Source organism: Phormidium yuhuli AB48 (genome assembly GCF_023983615.1).
GTDB lineage: Bacteria > Cyanobacteriota > Cyanobacteriia > Cyanobacteriales > Geitlerinemataceae > Sodalinema > Sodalinema yuhuli.
In genome coordinates, this window is the sequence record NZ_CP098611.1 from 3,684,519 (window position 1) to 3,706,093 (window position 21,575).

The following is a 21,575-nucleotide window of genomic DNA, read 5'->3' on the forward strand; positions in this document are numbered from 1 at the left end:
GAAGAAAGAGCAACCCGTTCAATCCCATGACTTTAGAACAGACCACAGAAGATCTCAAACAGCGTCTTGATCGCGAGGTCTTACTGCAACGGATCACACAGCGAATTCGTAGCTCCCTAGATCTTCAAGAGATCCTTGATGCAACCACCACAGAAACCCGCCTCGTTCTGGGAGTCGATCGGGTCAAAATCTATCGGTTTAATCCTGACCAGAGCGGGACAGTCATTGCTGAGTCCGTGGAAGGTAAGCGTCTGCCCTCGCTCCTGGGGTTGACCTTTCCCGCCGATGACATCCCCCCAGAAGCTCGGAAGCGATTTATCACGCAACGGGTGCGCAGTATCGTCAGCGTGCGCGATCGCTCCATCGGCGTTAGTCCGGGCAACAAGGGCTTTTTACCTTGGGATTATTACCAACTCGATCCCTGTCATGCCGAGTATCTAACTGCCATGGGGGTGGCCTCATCTCTCTGTTTGCCCCTGATTCATAATGGTCAACTGTGGGGGTTGCTAGCCTGTCATCATGCGGATCCTCGTCAGTATGACCTGACCACCCTACAACTGATTCAATCGGTGGTCGATCAAGTATCCATTGCCATCTCCCAATCGGCCCTGCTTACGGAGGCTCATCAGCAACAACAACGAGAAGCCGCAATCAACCGCATTGTCAGCCTACTCCACGCCCAGCCCACCATCGAATTTACCAGCGCCATTGATGCGGCCATTGAGGTACTCGGAGGAGATGGAGGGCAACTTTATATCCAGCGAGATTCCCCTCTACGTCTATGTCGGGGTCAACAGCCTCTTTGGCAAGAGCTGCCGACTGAATTCTCCTTGGAAGATGCTGTTAAAGCCTGGTGGCAGGCCTCATCGCCCTCGGAGAGTCTCTATCCTCTCTTAGAAACCGATGACGTGACTGAGATTCCCCAACTGATTCCTATCGCTGAAACCCTGACCCAAGTAGGACTTCGGGGCTTATTAGCCCTCTACCTACATCACCGGCAGCAGTTTTTGGGCTACCTGGTGGTATTTCGTCGAGAAATCAACCTAGAAATCCATTGGGCCGGGGAATTTGACCCCAATCGACAGCAGGAACGCCCCCGTCAGTCCTTTGACGCTTGGAAAGAACTCAAGCGCGGTCAGTCTCAGCCATGGAGCCTGGCCGAGCAGCAACTGGCCCGGGAGATTAGTGAGCGGTTTGCGTCCGCGATTCAGCAATATCTCCTCTACCGCCAGGTGAATACCCTCAATGCCACCCTAGAGGGCCAAGTGCAGGAGCGCACCCGCCAGCTTGAACAGTCCCTGCATCTGACCCAAGCCATGGCTCAAGTAGCCGATCAGATTCGTAGCAGTTTAGACTTAGATGAGATTCTACAAACGATCGTGCGAGAAGTTCGCAGCCTACTCGAGGCCGATCGCACCGTCGTCTATCAAATTTTTGAGGGGGGCGATGGCCGGATTACCGTAGAGGATGTTCAGGGAAACTGGCGCTCAGCTTGGGGTATCGAGACTCCCCCCGGATGTTTTCCAGAGCATTTAGAAGAAAAATATATTCAGAGTGCCCAGGCCCGAGTCATGAACGATGTGGAGACAGCGGAGTTAACCCCCTGTCATCGAGAATTTCTGGAGAGTTTACAAATCCGTGCCAATCTGATTGTACCTATTCACTGCGATCGCCAACTTTGGGGGTTAATTATCGCCCACCAATGTGAGACCCCCCGTGATTGGAGCGATCGCGAGATTGAACAAGTAGAACAACTGGCCCGTCACGCCTCCATCGCCATCTCCCAAGCCGAACTGTTCGCCCAAAGTCAACGGGCCACACGCACCGCCAACGCTAAAGCCGAACAACTGGAGTTGGCCCTGCAAGAACTCACCCAAACCCAAACCCAACTGATTCAAAGTGAGAAAATGTCCAGTCTCGGACAGTTGGTGGCTGGGGTGGCTCATGAAATCAACAACCCCGTCAACTTCATCTACGGGAACTTAGTCCACACCACCGAGTACACCCAAGATTTGCTGGACTTGCTGCATCTGTATCAAGAGCATTATCCTCAACCCATCGACGATATTTGCGACCATATCGAAGAAATTGACCTTAATTTTCTCCTCGAAGATCTGCCGCGAATGCTCGGCTCAATGAAACTTGGCGCTGAGCGAATTCGTCAGATTGTCTTGTCCCTGCGGAACTTCTCACGACTGGATCAATCAGAACTCAAAGCGGTGAATCTCCATGACGGCATTGAAGGAACCCTGACTATCCTGCACCATCGCCTGAAAGCTAAGGCAGATCGGGCCGCCGTCAAGGTCGTCAAGAACTATGGTGACTTGCCTCTGGTAGAATGTTATGCGGGTCAGCTAAATCAGGTGTTTATGAATCTGATTAGTAACGCCATTGACGCCCTCGATCCCTTTGATGTAGATAAAGCCGAGCGCACTGTCCGCATTGAGACACAACAGCTTGGCCTAGACCGAGTTGCGGTTACCATTGCCGATAATGGTTGTGGAATTCCCGAGGATCTGCAATCCCAGGTGTTTGACCCCTTCTTTACCACGAAACCCGTAGGTATTGGTACCGGTTTGGGGCTATCCATCAGCTATCAGATTGTCACTGAAAAACATCACGGTTCCTTTCAATGTTGCTCCCAGGTGGGAGTCGGTACAGAATTTCGCTTAGAGATTCCCATCAACCAATCGTCCACCCGTCATCCCCAACATAACGAAAATTCCACAGCGGCCGCTAAGATATAGGCGAGTCCCATCGGGATAGCGTCCCAGGAGACCCCCTCCTAACCTTTAGGTCCAGATACGCTTACCACTGTTGTAAGCGACCCCAAACGTTCCATGTTGAATCTCGATCAATGGGATGAAGTGCGAGCATGTTGCCAAGATGACGCAGCATTTGAGCGCCTCAAACAAATTTTAGACCCTGGCCAAACCAGCACCGCCCCAGAAAAATCGGCGGCGCTGGCTCAGGCTCATCTGCAAATTGAGCGCCAGAATGCTCTGGCCAACGCCATTGCTCGGATTCGTGAATCCCTAGAACTGCAAGAAATTTTTGATAGCACCACTCAAGAGTTGCGTCAGCTCCTCGGTGCTGACCGAATCGCTATTTATCGCTTCTATCCTGACTTTAGCGGTGAGTTTGTCGCTGAATCCGTGGCACGGGGCCATCCTCCGATCCTTAAGTCTATCCCGACCTCCCCTCAGAGCTACTCCCGACATATTTTGCTCGGAGGTGGTGCGACCGCCAACAGCATTCAGCCAATGGCGGCCCGACAGAATCACTATCAACCCTCCCCTCCTACTTACAGGGATCTTGTCGACAATCCGGGAACCATTCCCTTATCCAAGCAAGGGAAATCTCCCGCCCGCATTCTTGAAGACCACGGCTCCCCCGACTCGGCGATTGTACCCATTTTGCAAGGGGAAGTCCTCTGGGGATTACTCTGTGCCAGTCATGGCCAGGAGCGGTCAACCTGGAACCTCAATGATATTGAATTGCTCGATCGCGTCAGTGTCAACCTAAGTGTCGCGCTCAAGCAAGCCGAACTTTTCCATCGCACCCAAGAGCAGGCCCGCAAACTCGCTAAAGCCACCCGACGGGAAAAAACCCTGGCCGTCACCGTGGAAAAAATTCGGCGATCGCTCGATATTGATACCATCTTCAGTACCACCACCCACGAAGTCCGCCAATTACTCGATGTTGATCGCGTCGCCGTTTATTACTTCAACCCCGACTGGACTGGACAGTTTGTTGCTGAATCCGTCAGTCCCGGTTGGGTTCACTTACTCGAATTACAAACCACAACCCCTCAATTGCAAACCAATCTCGCCTTATGTTCCCACATGCAACAGCTCATTGAGGGGCAAAAAGGCAGCAAACGGGGGCAAAATCCTGAAAAATTGTCACATCGCCGTGTTTTTACCGTAGAAGACGTCAAATCAAGCCAGTTTTCCCCCGCCTACCAAGAGGTTCTACAGCTTTACCAATGCCAAGCCTATGCCATTGTCCCCATTTACCAAAGTAACCAACTCTGGGGACTGCTTGCAGCCTATCATAATGCTCAACCTCGGGTTTGGGACACCTCTGATATTGATTTGTTAGCTCAGATTAGTGAACATTTGGGAGTCGCTTTACAACAAGCTGAACTTCTCGAACAAACGCGAATGCAAGCTCGCCGCCTAGCTCAAACCTTACAAGATTTACAGAAAACTCAAACCCAATTGATTCACAGTGAAAAAATGGCCGGATTGGGGCAACTGGTGGCTGGAGTTGCCCATGAAATCAACAATCCTGTCAATTTTATTTACGGGAATCTTAGCTATGTTCGTGACTATACTCAAGATTTGATGGGGCTGATTGAACTTTATCAAGATGAGGAGACAGGGGAGTCTGAGGCTATCTTAGAGCGGATTGAAGAAATTGACCTGCCCTTCATTCTTGAAGACTTACCCAACTTGATCAATTCCATGAAAACGGGAACAGATCGCATCCGCAAAATTGTTCAGTCCCTACGGATTTTTTCCCGCCTAGATGAAGCACAACGTAAAATCGTTGATATCCACGAAGGACTCGAAAGTGTCCTGTGGCTCTTGAAACACCGCTTCAAAACCAGTTTGGGACAAGAAATTAAAATTATCAAAAAGTTTAATAAAATTCCTAAAATCAATTGCTATCCAGCAGAACTAAATCAAGTTTTCATGAATTTAATTAGTAATTCTTTAGATGCCCTAAATGATGACCACGGTAGAGAAAATTCTCCGGGGCAAAAGCCGGCGATCGCCATCGCCACTCAACAGCTAAATGAACACAGTATTACCATCCGGATTGCCGATAATGGTAGCGGTATCCCTGAGCCCATCCGCCGTCGAATCTTCGACCCGTTTTTTACCACAAAGTCCCCAGGAAAAGGAACCGGATTAGGACTGTCCGTGAGTTATCAAATCATTGTTGAAAATCATGGCGGTGACTTAACCGTTAAGTCAAAACCTGGCGTGGGAACTGAATTTGTGATTGAAATTCCCATCCATGGCAACGCAGATGAAATGATGACCCTTTAGACCACCCCCCCCATGTTTGCCCCCTGACTTGGGAGCTGTGAGCGGCGCTAACCCTTTCCAGGTCAGGTTTAGCGCCAATTTTTGTTCTGCTTGTCTGGGAGTCTCAATTGTCGATAACTCTTATCTCTGTTAAAATTTGAGGCTAAATCTAAAAAAAATATTAAACTTGAGCAAGGCTTAACCGATGTCCCTAAAAATCCAACCCGGATCAGGCAGGATCATCAAGATTAGCCTACATCGGTGCCTGAGGCGTTCGGAATTGGCAACTCCACAGGTGGGGTTGTAAACCACAGGACAGACCCTCTAGCATCTGTCTCGCTATCCCCCTCACCTAGACCCTCATGACCTTGCCTCACCTGCGTGACCCCCTTCTTATGGACTACCTACACCCTCAAAAAATCTGGCAGCGTTGGCGGCAACGACATCAATCAGGGTGGCGTCCCCGTAACTTACTCGTGTATGCGCTGTTTGGCAGCCTAGCGGTGGGGGTGAGCGTAACGGCCTGGGTCAGTTACCAACTGGTGCGTGAGTTGCTCCTCAAAAATATCAGTCAGGGTGCCATCAACCAGATTCGCGAAGGAGGGCAGGAACTCGAAGATTGGTTTAACAACAAGCAGGACTACCTAGAAACCCTGGCGAATAGCCCAACCCTGCGGTCAGGAAATTGGGAGCAAATCCAACCCTACTTAGCCTGGGAAGTAGAGCGTCTCGATTCCTTGGTTAGCCTCGCCATTGCCAATCCTGAGGGAGAGTTTGTCAATTATCAACAACAAACTGGGTACATGGCTGACCGTCCCCACTTCCATGCGGCGATGAAAGAGGGGCGTATCAGCTTCAGTGATCCGATTATTGGCCGCGCCCTGGGTGAACCCCTAATTGGCTTTGCGGTCCCCCTCTGGAGTAATCCAGAAGACCCTCAACTCCCCCCACGGGCTGCCTTAATCGGGGGGCTAAGTATTGAGCACTCTATTAAGACCCTCAATCGCATTGAATATGGTGATAACAGTTATGCGATCGCCTTTGACTCTCAGAACAACCCGGTTACGCATCTCGGGTTCGAAGAGCATTTGCCTGCATCCCTAGAACTCAGTTCACCTCAGATTATCCAAGAATTTACCTCCCTGGTCACAGCCGACTTAAACCCCGAGGTCCTGCAATCCGGGACCCTCAACGGTGAGCCTATCTATTTTACAAACCATCGTATTGACTCTCTCAACTGGACTGTTACTCTGATCATTCCTCAGGAGAACATTGAAACGCAACTCGAATCCCTCAATTGGCTAGCCGGCGTCCTTGGGGTCATCTTGGCCATCGCGACAATTCTAGCAGGACGACAAATCAATTATGGCGAACAATCCCGAGCCCGCGCGGAACGGGAAGCCATCCTCAATGGACTCACCAGTCGCCTACATACTTCCCTGGATCTCGATAAAACATTACCCCCAACCCTAGAAGAACTCACGGATTTACTCGTCTTTGATGCGATCGCCTTTGGCCGGTACAACCGCTCTCAGCAATCTCTACATCTGGCCCACCGTTATCCCCAAGACAGTTCTCTATTTGCGGACAGTAGTTATTTTGAGTCTGCCGATCCCAAGAAAGATCTCGATAGCCAGCTGCGTAATGGTGAAACCCTGACTCTTATTCGTCAACCACAAGGGGAATCTATCACCCTGCATCAGGGTCATTACTCTGCCTTCCCCGTTATCAATCGCTTAGGAACCCCGGGATATCTGTTGTGTCATCATAGTCTGCCCATTCCCATTAATGAAAATGAGGAGGAGTTAATGCAGCGAGTGGTGGCACAACTGTCCATCGCCCTAACCCAAGCTCATCTCCATGCGGAAACCCAGCGAGCCGTGATTTCTCTGGAACGAGAACAACAGCAACTGCGGCAAGTCGTGACGAATGCTCCTGTGGCCATGGCCATGTTTGACCGAGATATGTGTTACCTGGCGTACAGCGACAAGTTGCTCAGTGACTATCATCTCCAAGGTATTGACCTTTTAGGCAAGTCTCTCTACGAGGTGTTGCCCGATTTACCTAGCGATCGCCATCAGGCCCATCAAGCGGCCTTGCAGGGTCAGGTGATTAGTGAGCCGGAAGTCGTTTGGCTACGGGAAGACGGGGAAACCGTCTATCTGCGATCGGCCATTCACCCCTGGTATGACGGGAATGGGGCCATTGGTGGCGTGATTACTGTGACCGATCGCATTGATGACTTAGTGAAAGCCCGTCTAGAAGCAGAACGCGCGGCCCAATTCAAAGCCGAGTTCCTAGCCAATATGAGTCATGAAATTCGTACCCCCATGAATGGGGTTATGGGAATGACCAGTCTCCTCAGTCGGACTGAGTTGAACCGACAACAGCGGGATTATGTCTCGATGATTTCCCGCAGTGCTCAACATCTCCTGACTCTCATCAATGACATTCTCGATTTCTCTAAGCTCGAAGCTGGAGAAATGGAACTCGATGCCATTGATTTTGACTTAGATCGCTGCATTGAGGATATTGTCGATGTTATGGCGACCCAGGTAGAGGATAAAAGCGGGGTGGAACTGGCGACCTTAATTGATCCCGATGTTCCCCGCCATCTCCGAGGAGATCCGGCTCGCTTGCGCCAAGTGTTACTCAATTTGGTTGGCAATGCTATTAAGTTCACCGCACGGGGTGAAGTGGTGATTCAGGCGGCCCTACAGTCGGAGAATCATCATTCAGCTACGATTCGTTTTGCGGTGCGCGATACAGGAATTGGCATTGCTAAAGAGGCTCAGCAGAAACTGTTTCAGTCCTTTTCCCAAGTGGATGCCTCAACCACCCGCCAGTATGGTGGAACGGGGTTAGGGTTAGCCATCTCTCAGCAATTAGTTCATCTGATGAATGGGGAGATTGGCGTTGAAAGTGTTGAGGGGATTGGCTCAATTTTTTGGTTCACTGTTCCTCTGGAGTTGGCCGATTCCACCCCCTCCTCGTCTTTGCCACAAATGCCCCTGAATATCAGTCGCCTGCGGCTGTTGGTGGCGGCAGAAAATGCCACCACTCGCCAGTCGGTGCGTTATTTAGTTCAGTCTTGGGGGATTACTCAAATTACGGAAGTGGGGACGGGAACCAATGCCCTGGAAACCTTGAAGGAGTCAGCGGAGCGATCGCAACCCTACAATGTGCTAATTTTAGATTTACAACTGTCTGACATTGACCGAGAAAACTTCCTCAACGAAATTCGTGCCTATCCCCTGTTACGAGCGACTAAAATTGTTGTGATGAGTAACTTTAAGGATCGGGCCACCGCTGAGGCCTTCCTAGAAGAGGGAGCCGCAGCCAGCTATTTTCTCAAGCCAGTGCGGGCTTCGAGGCTATTTGACGCTCTGATTACCGCTGTCGCCCCTCAACTTCATCTGGAACGAGATCCCGAGAGTGATACGGGATTTTTTGACCCGGAATTACCCCTGCCCTCAAAACGGTTTTCTCACCTTAACCTAATGGTGGTCGAAGATCATCCCACCAACCAACAGGTGATTATTTCCCAACTGCAAGAACTTGGGGCTGTGCAAATTGACTGTGCCAGTAATGGCGAAGAAGCCTTAAAACTTTGGAGTCATAACTCTTATGACTTGATTTTCATGGATTGTCAAATGCCGGTTCTCGATGGCTATGAAGCTACCCGTGAGTTGCGTCGTCGGGAGGCCCAAAAGAACAGCCAGAATCATCAGGGCCACCATACCATCATTATTGCCTTAACGGCCCATGCTATGCCCACCGACCGAGAACAATGTCTGGAAGCAGGAATGGATGACTATATCCCCAAACCCGTCGATTGGGATGTTTTACTGGCCACCCTCGAACGTTGGACAAATACTCCTGAGCAGCGGCGCGATCGCTCGTCAACTGAAGCTGAATTTGTTACCATAAGCCACAGTACGGGCGACCTGAGATCACAAGCGCGTTCTGGTACTCCAGCACCGGTCATGAGCAAGACCTCATCCCAACCCTCAACTCTCAAGAGTCCTCAGAATCCTCAGAGTTTGAAAGATGAGGTCACCGAGCCTCAGTTGTGTACGGAGAAAACGGACATGAACCCAGAGTACCCTGGTACATCAAGCCCTTTAAATTTAGAGCGCCTAACGCGGGTCTCTCGGGGCAATGTATCCTTACAAAAACGCCTATTGAAAGCATTTATTGAGGCCACCGATGCAGATTTAGAGACATTAAAAATTGCTTTAGATGAGCAAGATAGCGATCGCCTCATGGAAATGGCTCATAGAATTAAAGGGGCGGCGGCTAATGTGGGGGCAACTCTAATGTCTGAGCGCTCAGCGGACTTAGAAGCCGCTGCCAAGGAGAACGATTTTGAGGCAGTTGAGGCTCATCTCCAAGGGCTGATGATGCAATGGCAACACATCCATCAGTTTATGGAAACCCTAGAGTTATCATGAGCGAATGATAACCACTACTGTCCCCCCCCTCATGGCGTTCCTTGAGAGTTGCCCTTGATTTGTCCCCATCCTCGTCTAGTGTTCCCCTGGTGATTCTCCTAACTACAGATGTAAGTGTATAGAAATTATGGCTACTATTTTAGTGATTGATGATGAGATTACAACTCAGCTAGTTCTGCAAGACCTCCTTGAAAGCGAAGGTCATGAGGTGCTCATAGCCAATGACGGCAAACAAGGCTGGGACTTAGCGAGTCAGCATTGTCCCAATCTCATTATTTGTGATTGGATGATGCCCGAACTCAACGGCGTTGACCTCTGCCGTCGGGTGAAAGCCAAAGCTAAACTAGAAGCCACATTTTTTATTCTCCTAACCGCTCGCGAACATCTCGATGACCGTGTTTGTGGTTTAAATGCAGGTGCTGATGACTTTATTTCGAAACCCATTGAAACGGAAGAACTTCTAGCCCGAGTTCGCTCTGGATTACGGTTGAATCATCTCAATCAACAATTGACAAAATCTTTACATGATTTGCAAGCGGCCCAAGTTCAACTTGTACAAAGTGAAAAAATGTCAAGTTTGGGACGCTTGGTGGGAGGTGTTGCCCATGAAATCAACAATCCCATTAGTTTTATTTATGGCAATCTCAGTCATATTAAAAACTATACCGGAGATATTTCTCGCCTAATTCAACAGATTCGTGATGATGAAAATTTTTCCCGAGAACAACTTTTGAGTGCCCTCGAAGAAATTGATTTTGAATTTGTGATGGCAGATTTAGAGAAAATGCTCGGTTCTATGAAGGAAGGGTCAGAGCGAATTCGAGAAATTGTCATTGCCCTACGGGAGTTTTCCAGTCAGGAGCGTAGTGGGATTCATCAAATTGACCTACACCATGCTCTCGATCTGGCCTTGTCCATGTTACAGCCCCGTCTCCACAATACTCAAGGCCGCATCTCCGTCATGCCCATTGAGAAAAATTATGAGGAACTCCCGAACATTGAAGGTGATATTGGCTTAATCAACCAAGCTCTGTTTAATGTCTTAGAAAATGCCATTGATGCCATGTCTGAAAAAGCACAAGTCTGCAAACATGATGAGAGTTGGACGCCAAGCCTATCAATTATTACCCGCTCTCTAGACCCCGATTGGATTGAAGTGGAAATTGTGGATAACGGCGTGGGGATTGATTCGCATCTTAACGGCAAGGTATTCGATCCCTTTTTCACCACTAAACCTGTTGGACAGGGCAAAGGATTAGGCTTAGCTGTCGCCTATCAAATCATTGTTCAACAGCATAGTGGAAAACTCAGCTATGACTCCCACTCCAATCGAGGAACTCGGTTCTTTGTTCACCTACCGGTGAGGCAACCCCTGACCCAATCTCAAGTGCAGACGCGGAATTCTGGTATCCCAAAGTCCCTATCTGAGCAGACACAAGCGATTCCCATGATTCGTTAGAAGCCGAAGACTCAATGAGTTGTCAAGATCGTGAGACCGCCGCTTAAATTTAGTCTAGCTCGAAGTCCGGCGGGTCTTGTCTGGGGGCAGGTAGAGGTTCAGCAATGAGTTCTTCAATCTCTTCTTCCCTCGGGTGTTGCAGGGGGTCTTCAATTTCCACGGGAACTTTTTCCAACGCTGGTAATGCAATGGGTTTGGCCGGTTCCGTTTCCACCGGCGAGGAGACGAGAACAGGTAAGGGTTGTTCCATCTCATCCAGCCAGTAGCTGGCGACTGGTAAGACGTTTTCTAAGTCTTCTAACAGTCGGGGAATGACCATCACGGCGTGCAGTTCGCCAATGCGTTCGGCTTCGTGCATCCCCGCTTCAATCGCCACGGCCACATTGGCCACAGTTCCTCGAACAATCGCGGTACAGAGGCCATCACCGATGGTTTCATAGGCGGCCAGTTGTACATCCGCTGATTTCAGCATTGCATCTGCACCCCCCACCATGGCCGGAAAGCCTCGGGTTTCCAGTAGGCCGATGGCCCGGTTACTGAGGCGGGAATAGCCCCGTTGTTGGTTGCACAGTTCCACTAAGCGGCTACCGAGAGGGAAGACCACTTCCAGGTTCGGCATGGGACGGGCAATCGTTGATTTGGAGATCAGTTGTCCAAACTGTTCGGCGGTTTTGGCTCCTTCTTCCACTGCCAGGCGGACATCAGGATAGCGCCCTCGTACAATGGCGGTGCAATACCCCGCGCCAATCTTCTCGTAGCCGACGAGAATCACATCGGCGGACTTGACCATCATGTCAGCCGTACCGACAATCGCCGGGAAACTACGAGTTGATACCATGCCTAGGGCGGTATCTTGGTACTTAAGGCGTTTCCGTTGTTTGGGAACAGAAGCAGGAATGCGGCTGAGAGGGGTCTGAGACATGAAGATTTGGGTCTTGCGGAGGTGCGACGGACAGGGAAGCGGCAACAGGGTTCTGGAAAAATTGTAGAGGGCTAGTGTTTGGCCTCAAATCGTGCTTACGATGATTGTATCAAGAATGCTGATGGACGATGACTGAACACAAGCCTGAGCCACAAAAACTAGCGGATGAGGAGGTTCGTGAGATGTTGCGATCGCTCCGTCATAAGGAAGGGAATTGGATTCACTGGGGTAAACTCTGCAAGCAACTCCAGGATGCCGGCTATGCAGCAGCGGATATTTTTGAGGAGACGGGGATTGAGGCCCTGGTTCAGAATCAGGTGATTGTCGCAGCTCAAGTCTATGACAGTCTTATTGAGGGTGAGGCCGCGCCGGAGGTGTTGGCGTACTGTGAGGGGCCCCGCAGTGATGTTCTCTATGAGTTGCGGATTCTCAACCAGCGGCAACGGGTGGAAGCGGCGACCTTGGCGGCCCAGAAACGCCTGGATGTGGATGGGGCCCATCGTCTGAGTCATGATATCAAGGCCGTGGCCTGTCTGGCTCAGATTCCCGAGGGGTTTAGCCGTCATCCGGGGGATGCGGTGGCCTATCAATGTTGGAAACAGGCCAGACGGCAGCGGGACTTGTCTCAACGGGCCCGGTTGATTGGTGAGGGATTGCGTTTTGCTGAAACCGAGACCGCCCGTCAACAGTTGGAGACCCTGTTACAGAATTTGACGGCCCCCGCTCCGCGTCAAGCGCCTCTACTCCCATTATATCGCCCAGAAAGTAGTGAGGAGTTACCGCGCCTGTTGCCCTTTGCTGGGGAGATGCCTCTGACGGCCGCTGAGATTGAAGCCGTGGGGGCGATCGCCCCGGAAGAGCCGTTCCAGATTACCCGGCTTCCCAGTGACAGTGCCTGCGTTCCCGTTCCCGGTTGGCAGGTAGTCTTAAAGGCTCGGGACCCAGTGGCATTTTTAACCTCCAGCGAGAGTTTACCCAACTCCGCCGGGGGCGTTCGGGAGAGGGTGATTGTTGCTATTGACCGGGGGCAACGGGATTGGGATGAAAACAGTTATTTCCTAGTGCAAGAGGGGCAGCAGGTTCGCTTGGCTTGGTTTGAGGAGACCCCGAATCTGACGATTTTGGGCCAGTTGTTACTGGTGTTGCGTCCCAAGCGAATTTTGGATGAGGGGAATATCACCGAGCCTTGGCAGATGGATGATTGAGCCAAATTAGGGCCAGATTATGGTAAGATGGAAAGCTGGGTTTTTTGTAGCTAAGCCCCATTACGATTCAGCATCATTTGTTCGTCAAGGAGATTTTCGGTTATGGCACGTCGATGCCAAGTCAGTGGAAAAAAAGCCAACAACGCCTATGCGGTGTCCCACTCCCACCGTCGCACCAAACGGCTTCAGGAAGCCAACCTGCAATGGAAACGCTTTTGGTGGCCCCAAGGCAACCGCTGGGTGCGCCTACGGGTTTCCACCAAGATGATCAAAACCATTCAACGCAAGGGTCTGGCAATGGTCGCCAAGGAAGCGGGACTGGACTTAAACAAGTTCTAATCCATCCGTTCAGGGTTTTGTCAAGCCGGGGGGGCGCTGTTGCAGCAAACTCCCGGTTTGTTGTTGGCAGGGTGTCTGAAGGCATGGCTGAAGGCTACGTAGTTCTACGGATTTTGTGGAATGAGGGGTTTGACCCTCGACTGATCGATTTTGCCTTGAAGCTGGGTAAGCTAGAGGTGCATCCGTAGATCCTCTCTTGGCGTTCTCAGTCAGGATAAGTTAAGACTAAGGCGGGGCGATGCTCAAAACATCGTTACGCCCCCAATTCTATAAATTGAGTTTCTAGAGTCCCCAGTCAGCGTCAGATTATATTTTCCTGAATTATCCTACTATTCTCTCCCCTTTGCTCAGCACATGGCATCTGCCGAGTTGATTTAAAACTATGGCTACCCCCCACATCTGGACTCCCATAAAACGCTGGTTGCGCAACACCAGTAAGCGGTTGTACACCCACTTTTCTCGTTGGCTGCGCCGTCTGTTACATCGGGTTGCCCCACCCCGCCGTCGCCGCTCCCAGCGTCGAGTGGCGGGGTTTGTGCTACCGACAGCGGTGATGCTGCTGCTGGTGTTGTCCCTAATTGTGGGGGCAATTCTGCTGCGGACGATTAACCGGACTGAACAGGTGATGCTGTCTCGGCGCGATCGCATTATTTATAATGCCGCCACACCGGCGATCGACCGGGCCAAGGCCAAGTTAGAGTTCATGTTTGATAGGGATCGTGAGCCTCGCTTGCCCTCTGGTATTCCGGCCCAGGACTTACTCCGGACAATTATGTTGAATCCGGGCGTTCCGGCAGCGGATGACCCTTATACACTTCCCGGTGAAACTCGGATTGATATTAACGGCGATGGTAACGTCGATAATGCTTGGGCTTATCGGGAAGATAGTAGTGGTGATGGGGAGACAGATTTGACCGTTGCTTATTCAATTATTTGGGAATTTCCTGACGGAAATCCCGATTTACAAACCCGGGCAAGAGACTTGCTGGTACGCCAAGGGCCAGTGTCTGGAGAACCTAGGCCTGGGTGTGGTGATGGGACGATTCCTATTGAGAATGGTTGGTTGCGTGATGCAGTGAGTACAGCACTGCTCCGTAAAAACTTTCAAGTCAATGCTTTTGTGATTTCAGAAGGCGAGGATCGAGCTGTGACCACCTTAGAGGTGCAACAAGAGCGGGAGGCTAGCCGGCTTAATAAGTGGGGGGCTTGGTTCCGTAATGACTTGGAGGTGTTCCCAGGGGCTGACTTTCGTTGGAATGGTGCCATGCACACTGATGGAAACTTTATAGTTGGAAATCGCTCTTCTGCCGAATTTTTCCAAGCCTATCTAGTCAGTGGTCCTGGATCCTGCATTTATCAAGCCGGTGCCAGTACTTCAGAGATTACAGTATCTGAAAATGATCAGTTCACCGGTCAGGTTATCGCAGGGTTGATGAATGAAAATACGTCTAGCCCCGGAGGGACATTCCATGTCTGGAGTGAAGCAGTCCCCACCAATGAAAACTTTGTTGAACTCAACCAAGATAATGACTCGGTTGGCAATACAACTCCAGCAGATGCAAGCTTAGACCCCATTCGTCTTTTTACTGAAGATGTCTCTCAGCCTCGCGGCAACGTTAACCGCAGCAACGACTGGAAGAACTTTCCCAGCGAAGACGAGGTTGACGAACCCCGGATTTTAAATCAGCGCACCGACCCTCCCTTTATTGATGATGTGTACCGAGCTGATGATCGCTATGGACCAGTTCCAGTTTACGGGGGAGATCGGGATCTACGGCTGATCCGGGGTACTGAAGTGGTTGCTGGAGAATCTCAAGAAGTGGGGTTGGGCGTGAGGGTTGGAGAACCAATCACCGGAGCCTCTCCTGAAACGGAAAAACTGATCCGCCTTAGTGTCCAAGCCGATGAAAACCCCAAGGAGTTGGGACTTGATGGCTATTGGGAGCGGCGTGCCTGGCGTGAGGGGATGCGAATCATCGTTGGACAGCGGTTGGAACTGGGGAATGACCCATTTTCCAGTCCCACGGAAGTTAGCCGAAACAGTGATGTTCCCCAAGTAGTCAATGATCTTGATCTTACTGCCAATCGGGAACATGAATCCTTGCAACGTCGAAGCTTCCGAGATAACTTGGCGGCGGCTCAGACGACGGCTATCTATCATTGGCGTGAGGGAGCAGATGGCACGGATGAGGCTCCAGTTGCGGCCCTGCTAACGACCGTCCACCCAGGAACAGCTGAAACCTTGAAGCGAGCGGCCATCTTTGAAAAACCCCAGATTGAGTTTGGGGTTGACCCAGCCTACAATGCCCTGTTCGGTCCGGTATTTGGCAATGATGACGATGAACTGTTAGTGGACTTCTTCACCGGTCGTGGTACCAACGGCTGGGAACTGGATGTGAGTCAGTTGGATATTGCTAACAACAATGTCAATAATGCCTTGCAAAACCTTGCCAACTTTGCCGGGGATCCAGACGGAGCATTCCCGCCCTTACAAGAGCCGGGAGCAATCCATCCTAGCCCAGCTATGACCGAGTGGGGGAACTTCTCCAACTTGCGACGTACCCTTAGTAACGACTTAGGCAGCCTGGCAGATTATTCCAATAAGCATACAGCGGCGTTAACGTTGGGGGCTTTGGCGTACAACCTCAGTTACCTAGATGCGCTCGACTATGGCTCTATTTCTGCTGAATTAGAGGCCCTAGCGGATCGCCTGTTGCAACTTCGCGACGGTAGTTCTAGCAATGGTGAGGTCTTATTCTTCCCAACTGGAGATTTAGGGGATTTCGCCAACACCTATACCGCCTATAAAGGGGGAACAGATCTAGATGAAGACTTCAACGGAGATGATGATGCTCCTACCCTGATTATCTTGGATGACGACGATGCTCCAGTTGTGAGGATGACTCCGAGTCCTGAAGCTTATATCGAGGCCTTGGCCTACACGGATACAACAGCGGATGCGTATGAAACAGAGGATCTGCAAGAACTCGCTCGCCTGATTTATCTGAAAGAACAGGTGAAGCGCGATCGCCGCTTTGGCTTTCTTCCTTCCGATACCACGGAGCATGAGGAGATAGTCCCGTTCTCCATCAGTCCTGCGATCGCTAGTATCAACTTTAATCAACCTTCTCAAGACATCATCGATGATATCGAAAACTTGGATGCCGATAACATTTGTGGTCTAGGTCAGCGCTTAGGAGACTGCTTTGATGTCGATAACAGTAGTGTGTCCACTGGTGGCAGCTCGGCTGTCCTTCAACCCTTAAGTGCGTTTGCTGGCAAAGCTCTCAACCATCAACAGGAGTATGAAATTAACGCCGATGCAGAAGTGGAACTAGAGATGAGTTTCGGTTGTGATTGGTCACAGTTTGGGACAAGCAGCGATCTACAGAATTTCACCCTCGCGAATAGTCTCTGTGCTATTAGCCCGAAATTTCCATCCCTCTACTATGTTCTCCCTTCAGATGATGCCGCGCCAATTGGTAACCAACCCGAGTCTGAAACAGAGGTTGCTAGTTTTCAGCTATCCAACAATCACAGCAGCATCCTGAATTTGACGTGGCTGGCAAACAATGGCTCCGTCCAGGGGTATGACTTGAACCAAGATGGTGACATTGATGATGAGATTTGGTACACCAGCGATGGTAATTTTCCTCAGCCATCTCAACCCATTACCTTTACAGCCGCACAACTGACTGATGTGGTCATTCAACCCATCGGGTTGGAGACTGAGCTGACCCTTCCCTACGTGGAACTCAATGGTCTCCCCTCCACCATTGGTTGTGACAACAACGCCAGTGCAGGGGCCAATCCCATCATTAACCCCAACTGTCAAGCCTATAGTTTGGTTTACAAAGATGGAACCTATTTCCGGGTTGCTTTCAAGGACAACGCCTTTTACATGGGGCGCGATCGTATGAATACCCGTGCCTTGAATGTGGATTTGGAATTGTTATCCAACAGGGTCAACAATCAGCTCAATGGAACCACACCCAGTGGAGATACCTGGTTAGCAGCCGGGGATGACCGTGATGATGCGTTGCTCGACGGTGGAATTGTCTATGCCTTCCGGGAAGACGGTGTCCGCGAGGATGCTATCGAACGGGCCCCAGGTGGGAACTGTCAAAACGCGGGAAATATTGGTAGCGGCTGTAACACCAATGTGATTACTGGCATCGATCCCCGTGTCAACCAGAATAATGGCATCAGCCCGAAATCGGTAAACTTCAACCCAGATCCCGACCGCCAAATTCATGGCTTCCGGATCATCAATGGAGAAGACATCTCACGCCCCACCCTTGGGGTACAACCCTTTGGTCTAAGTTTCATCTCCGATAACCCCGCCTTTGTTCAGGGAAACTTTAACTGCCATAAAACTCCTGGAGATAGTTGTGACAACGTCATTGAGGAATTTGAGGTCACTTTGTCAGATCAGAACAATTGGGGTCCGAACCGGTTCTATAACCAGCGTCAAAACACCAACCGACTCGACGATAACTTTGCAAATCCTGATGGGGACAGTTGGCGTTACAGTGAGTTCCTCGTCGATGGCTTTGCCATTCTCTCAGACCAGTTCTGTGATGGCAGTGTTGAAGACCTACTAATTGTCACGCCTGCCACTAGCTCTGTTGGCTTAGGTAATGAACTGAGACAGGCCTTGGTAGATCTTGGGCGAGATGCTTCCTCTGGAGAGGTGGACAACGTCTATGGTTGTTTCCGCAACACAGGCAGGCGTGTTACGTCCTATTCCAGCTTTCTACGTCCCAACGGGACTATCCCTGATAATGAGGTTTGGTTGCGTGAGAATCCAGCAGATGCTGGTTCACCGATTCGCATTGCTTCTAGTGGCAATCCGTTAGCATTCCTCAAGGGCATTGGGGATTTTGGCCCAGACGGTCAGTATGCCGGTAACTACTTAAGTCGAGCTAGCATCAATAACCCTCAACTGCGTCAGTCACTTGTTGAAGCTGCTGATGAACAGCGAGTCAATGCCATGATGATTAGTGGGATCACTCCATCCCGGGCACTCCAATCTTATGGAGGATTACATAACTTCCCTCGTTTCAATGAAGAGTGGCGAGATCGGGACGTCTTAATTTCTGGTTCTCTGATGCAATTAAGATTCAGTAATTACGCCACAGGACCCTATGACCATGATGCTTGGGAACCAACCGGTCCGAACTCAGCCCCAGTCGAGGCGGAGGTGATTGGTTACTACGGTCCTCCAACTCGTCTTTGGGGGTACGATGTTGCTCTACAACTGACGCGAGTTGGTCCTGTTTCCTCCCGGCAAACTCGCGTAGAACGGGTGCGGAGTGAGTTCTACCGAGAACCCTCTGCGGACGACTTGTACATTCAAAATCTCCGCTGTGCTGTTTATGATGGCAGGACCATTGACCCGCAAGCCACAGGTTGTTCTTAAATACTCGATCCCTTCCCCCCAGGTAAAATTCTAACGAGTTTGCCCGATGGGGGGGGAGTGCTTTAGCCCTGCTACCTCCTTAAGAGAAGATGATGACATACCTCACCCAGCCCTGGAAGCCACGCCTTCTGAGCTTACTTCAGAAACAACATCTGTTGACGGATAAGAACTCCGGTCTAACCCTAATTGAAGGGCTAGTCGCGATCTTAATTGTTTCGGCGGTGACTACTGCCATCACCCCGATGATGTTCCTTTCCGTTGCCACCCGGATTCAGAACCGACGGTCTGAGCAAGCTCTCCAGTTAGCCCATGGTCAGATTGACCAAATTCGAGTCTTGATGGAACAGGGAATCAATGATCAGACCGTAATTGATAGACAATTACCCCCACTCGCCGGTGAAAACAACGTTAATGACGTAGGTCCCCCTACGGGAATATTTAACAACTTACTCTCAACCAACTCCAGTTGTAACGATTTGACCGACCTGGGTCAGCTCAGCCCTAACCAAGCCTTTCCAGTCGACGTTAATGGGGATTGTGAAATTGATTTTTATATGCAAACCTTTCGAACGAATGAGGTCACCGCAGTTCTAAACAACAGCAACAATTCCATTGAAGTTCCCATTGTTTTCCGTATGGGAGTTCGGGTCTACTACCGCAATGCTGATTTTGGTAACCTAGAGACTGACCAGGCGTCCCTTGTCATGACAACTGGTGAAGGCCAACAGCGGACTCGCCCTTTGGCTAGCCTATTCACTGTGATGGCTCAGGGAGACACGACTTTATCCTTGGATAGATATCGTATCTTTTTGACGGATGAGGTTCGTCCGTAAACATGGACAAGTCAGGCTTGCAGTAAAAACTGTTGAATAATGTGTTTTTTGGTGAACTACCATGAATTTACAAAGAACCCTTTGGCACTACGTCGCCCCAGCCCTTCGCTCTCCTCGAACTCGTAGGAGGTCTGGGCATGACCTAGGATTTACCTTAACGGAAATCTTGGTATCTGTGATTATTGCTGGGATCATCATGTCTGGCTTGATGACACTCATGGTGGAGTTGTTGACATCTGATGCACGAGAAACGGCACGCACAGAGACTCAGCGAGAGATGCAAATGGCACTAGATTACATTAGTGCAGATATCCGGGAAGCTTTTTATGTTTATGATGGTCGGTGTTTGGAAGGTGACCAGGACGCCTGTGGATCCGGGTTATTCAATAGTATTAATATCCCTGCCAACAGTGTTCCAGTTCTTGCTTTCTGGAAGCTGGAAGATCTGCCTCCAACCGTCCTGAACAACGACTGTACTAACTTTGCTCAGCTTCCCCGGGGAATCCCCTGTGTATCGGGTCGAAGCAACACTTTGATTATCTATTATTTAACCCGCAATGAGGGAAATAATGGTAACGCATGGTCCGGTATGGCTCGGCTTCAGCGCACTGCTTACCGTCAGTTCAACAGTGACGGGACTCGAAATGACAACTTTGTCGATCCGACAGATAGTGAAATTGAGAATATGAGTTTTGATAACTGGCCCGCAGGTCAGGCAGTTACGCTACCGGCACCGATTACATTAGTAGATTTTGTCGATGACCGTCCAATGAGTGACATTGCCGACGCTCAAGATGTTGCTCAAGGAATGTCAGTTGATTGTCCAGATGGCTACAATCTCACCCCTGACGATTCAACCCTAAACAATAATGGATTTGGCGGAGTTCGTAATTTCTATGCTTGTGTTCTAGATGAGGTCGGGCGACGAAATAACATCGGCGACAGCAATAGCGATAGTGACACTGCCTTCAATCAGAAGGTTATTCTCTTCTTGCGGGGTAATGCTGCTGGTAAACCCGGGATTCGCAGTGCCAACGAAGGGTTCATGCCCGCGATTCAAACCCAGGTGCTTAACCGCAGTGTTCGTAGGAAAAGCCCTCGACGTTTTTAGAATTTAGAGGTTTCGAGATCTCTATTTTACCCCGATCTACTGGTTTGTGAGTTAAAAAATAAGAGCTGATGACTAAATTATTGTTCCAGTACCTAAATAACTTAAGAGGGCGAAGACGACGAGCGCTCACCTCCCTAGTAACTAATGAGGGCTTCACCACAATTGAAGTCTTAGTCGTTATCGTTATGTTAGGGATTCTGACCGCTATTGCCGCTCCGGGTTGGCTTAACTTTGTTAACAACCAGCGTGTCAAAAATGCTTCTGATGCTGCCCTACAATTGATGCGTCGCGCTCAATCACGAGCTAGCACTGAGAATCGCACCTGGGAAGCTAGTTTCCGTATTCAGGATGAGGTGATTCAGGGATCTACACATGCGGTCAGTGGTGGAGCACCTCTCTGGCAGACCTTAGCCCCTGAAGCAGGAACCTTGGTGACTCTTGACTTTGACAGCAGCACTCTAAGTCAGACCTGCGAGCATGGAGATCACTGTGTACGTTTTGAAGACCGGGGCGTGATCTCGTTAGATTCCGTAGAAGATCCTGACAATGAGTCGGGCACTCTAGCGCGGCTTGCCTTTAGATCCCGAGATGGTGGCGATGACGGACCTAGACGCTGCATTGTAGTAGCAACGATCCTCGGCTCTATCCGTACCGATCGCTGCGAAGACTAAACTCCTATGGGATGATGGATAGTCGCCAAAAAAAACAAGAAAGCGGGCGACCGGACTCGAACCGGCGACGTTCAGCTTGGGAAGCTGACATTCTACCACTGAATTACGCCCGCGTTAGCT

General features: G+C 50.3%; 11 protein-coding genes and 1 tRNA gene. 10 read left to right on the plus strand and 2 right to left on the minus strand.

What is annotated here, in order from left to right; all coding sequences use genetic code 11:
* Positions 1–26: 26 nt before the first annotated feature.
* The 4 genes from NEA10_RS15820 to NEA10_RS15835 all read left to right on the plus strand — a co-directional run bounded on the left by NEA10_RS15820 (position 27) and on the right by NEA10_RS15835 (position 10,952).
* On the plus strand, positions 27–2,747 hold the full coding sequence (locus NEA10_RS15820) for a GAF domain-containing protein (protein WP_252662290.1): 2,721 nt from the start codon (positions 27–29) through the stop codon (positions 2,745–2,747).
* Between the two features lie 93 nt (positions 2,748–2,840).
* On the plus strand, positions 2,841–5,060 hold the full coding sequence (locus NEA10_RS15825; protein ID WP_252662292.1) for a GAF domain-containing sensor histidine kinase: 2,220 nt from the start codon (positions 2,841–2,843) through the stop codon (positions 5,058–5,060).
* A 374-nt stretch (positions 5,061–5,434) separates the two neighbouring features.
* Positions 5,435–9,493 (plus strand): response regulator, encoded by a 4,059-nt coding sequence (locus NEA10_RS15830; RefSeq protein WP_252662294.1) that lies wholly within the window; start codon positions 5,435–5,437, stop codon positions 9,491–9,493.
* A 127-nt stretch (positions 9,494–9,620) separates the two neighbouring features.
* Positions 9,621–10,952 (plus strand): response regulator, encoded by a 1,332-nt coding sequence (locus NEA10_RS15835; RefSeq protein WP_252662297.1) that lies wholly within the window; start codon positions 9,621–9,623, stop codon positions 10,950–10,952.
* A gap of 49 nt (positions 10,953–11,001) precedes the next feature.
* Here the strand turns inward: NEA10_RS15835 and ccmO are convergent, their stop codons facing one another.
* Positions 11,002–11,874 (minus strand): beta-carboxysome assembly protein CcmO, encoded by an 873-nt coding sequence (ccmO, locus tag NEA10_RS15840; RefSeq protein WP_252662299.1) that lies wholly within the window; start codon positions 11,872–11,874, stop codon positions 11,002–11,004.
* A gap of 128 nt (positions 11,875–12,002) precedes the next feature.
* Between ccmO and NEA10_RS15845 the strand changes: the two genes are divergently transcribed.
* The 6 genes from NEA10_RS15845 (at position 12,003) to NEA10_RS15870 (ending at position 21,455) form a co-directional block, all read left to right on the plus strand.
* On the plus strand, positions 12,003–13,079 hold the full coding sequence (locus NEA10_RS15845; protein ID WP_252662316.1) for a RuBisCO accumulation factor 1: 1,077 nt from the start codon (positions 12,003–12,005) through the stop codon (positions 13,077–13,079).
* 102 nt (positions 13,080–13,181) lie between these two features.
* Positions 13,182–13,418 carry a 50S ribosomal protein L28 gene (rpmB, locus tag NEA10_RS15850; RefSeq protein WP_252662318.1) on the plus strand — a complete coding sequence of 79 codons (237 nt, stop codon included), beginning with the start codon at positions 13,182–13,184 and terminating at the stop codon, positions 13,416–13,418.
* A 382-nt stretch (positions 13,419–13,800) separates the two neighbouring features.
* Positions 13,801–18,840: a hormogonium polysaccharide biosynthesis protein HpsA gene (gene hpsA, locus NEA10_RS15855; protein WP_252662320.1), complete on the plus strand. Its 5,040-nt coding sequence runs from the start codon at positions 13,801–13,803 to the stop codon at positions 18,838–18,840.
* A gap of 89 nt (positions 18,841–18,929) precedes the next feature.
* Complete coding sequence (locus NEA10_RS15860; RefSeq protein ID WP_252662322.1) at positions 18,930–19,673, plus strand: type IV pilus modification PilV family protein; 744 nt, start codon at positions 18,930–18,932, stop codon at positions 19,671–19,673.
* 61 nt (positions 19,674–19,734) lie between these two features.
* A complete protein-coding gene (locus NEA10_RS15865) occupies positions 19,735–20,784 on the plus strand; it encodes a prepilin-type N-terminal cleavage/methylation domain-containing protein (RefSeq protein WP_374111781.1) in 1,050 nt (349 codons plus the stop codon).
* Between the two features lie 68 nt (positions 20,785–20,852).
* Entirely contained in the window at positions 20,853–21,455 is a 603-nt protein-coding gene (locus NEA10_RS15870; protein ID WP_374111782.1) for a pilus assembly FimT family protein, read from the plus strand.
* Between the two features lie 41 nt (positions 21,456–21,496).
* On the opposite strand, the gene NEA10_RS15875 is transcribed toward NEA10_RS15870, so the two are convergent.
* A tRNA-Gly gene (locus NEA10_RS15875) sits at positions 21,497–21,568 on the minus strand.
* Between the last annotated feature and the right edge of the window lie 7 nt (positions 21,569–21,575).

What these genes read in the sequence shown, in the direction of transcription:
- NEA10_RS15820 (WP_252662290.1), top strand. Translation starts at nt 27, where the DNA reads ATGACTTTAGAACAGACCACAGAAGATCTCAAACAGCGTCTTGATCGC.
- NEA10_RS15825 (WP_252662292.1), top strand. Translation starts at nt 2,841, where the DNA reads ATGTTGAATCTCGATCAATGGGATGAAGTGCGAGCATGTTGCCAAGAT.
- NEA10_RS15830 (WP_252662294.1), top strand. Translation starts at nt 5,435, where the DNA reads ATGGACTACCTACACCCTCAAAAAATCTGGCAGCGTTGGCGGCAACGA.
- NEA10_RS15835 (WP_252662297.1), top strand. Translation starts at nt 9,621, where the DNA reads ATGGCTACTATTTTAGTGATTGATGATGAGATTACAACTCAGCTAGTT.
- ccmO (WP_252662299.1), bottom strand. Translation starts at nt 11,874, where the DNA reads ATGTCTCAGACCCCTCTCAGCCGCATTCCTGCTTCTGTTCCCAAACAA.
- NEA10_RS15845 (WP_252662316.1), top strand. Translation starts at nt 12,003, where the DNA reads ATGACTGAACACAAGCCTGAGCCACAAAAACTAGCGGATGAGGAGGTT.
- rpmB (WP_252662318.1), top strand. Translation starts at nt 13,182, where the DNA reads ATGGCACGTCGATGCCAAGTCAGTGGAAAAAAAGCCAACAACGCCTAT.
- hpsA (WP_252662320.1), top strand. Translation starts at nt 13,801, where the DNA reads ATGGCTACCCCCCACATCTGGACTCCCATAAAACGCTGGTTGCGCAAC.
- NEA10_RS15860 (WP_252662322.1), top strand. Translation starts at nt 18,930, where the DNA reads ATGATGACATACCTCACCCAGCCCTGGAAGCCACGCCTTCTGAGCTTA.
- NEA10_RS15865 (WP_374111781.1), top strand. Translation starts at nt 19,735, where the DNA reads ATGAATTTACAAAGAACCCTTTGGCACTACGTCGCCCCAGCCCTTCGC.
- NEA10_RS15870 (WP_374111782.1), top strand. Translation starts at nt 20,853, where the DNA reads ATGACTAAATTATTGTTCCAGTACCTAAATAACTTAAGAGGGCGAAGA.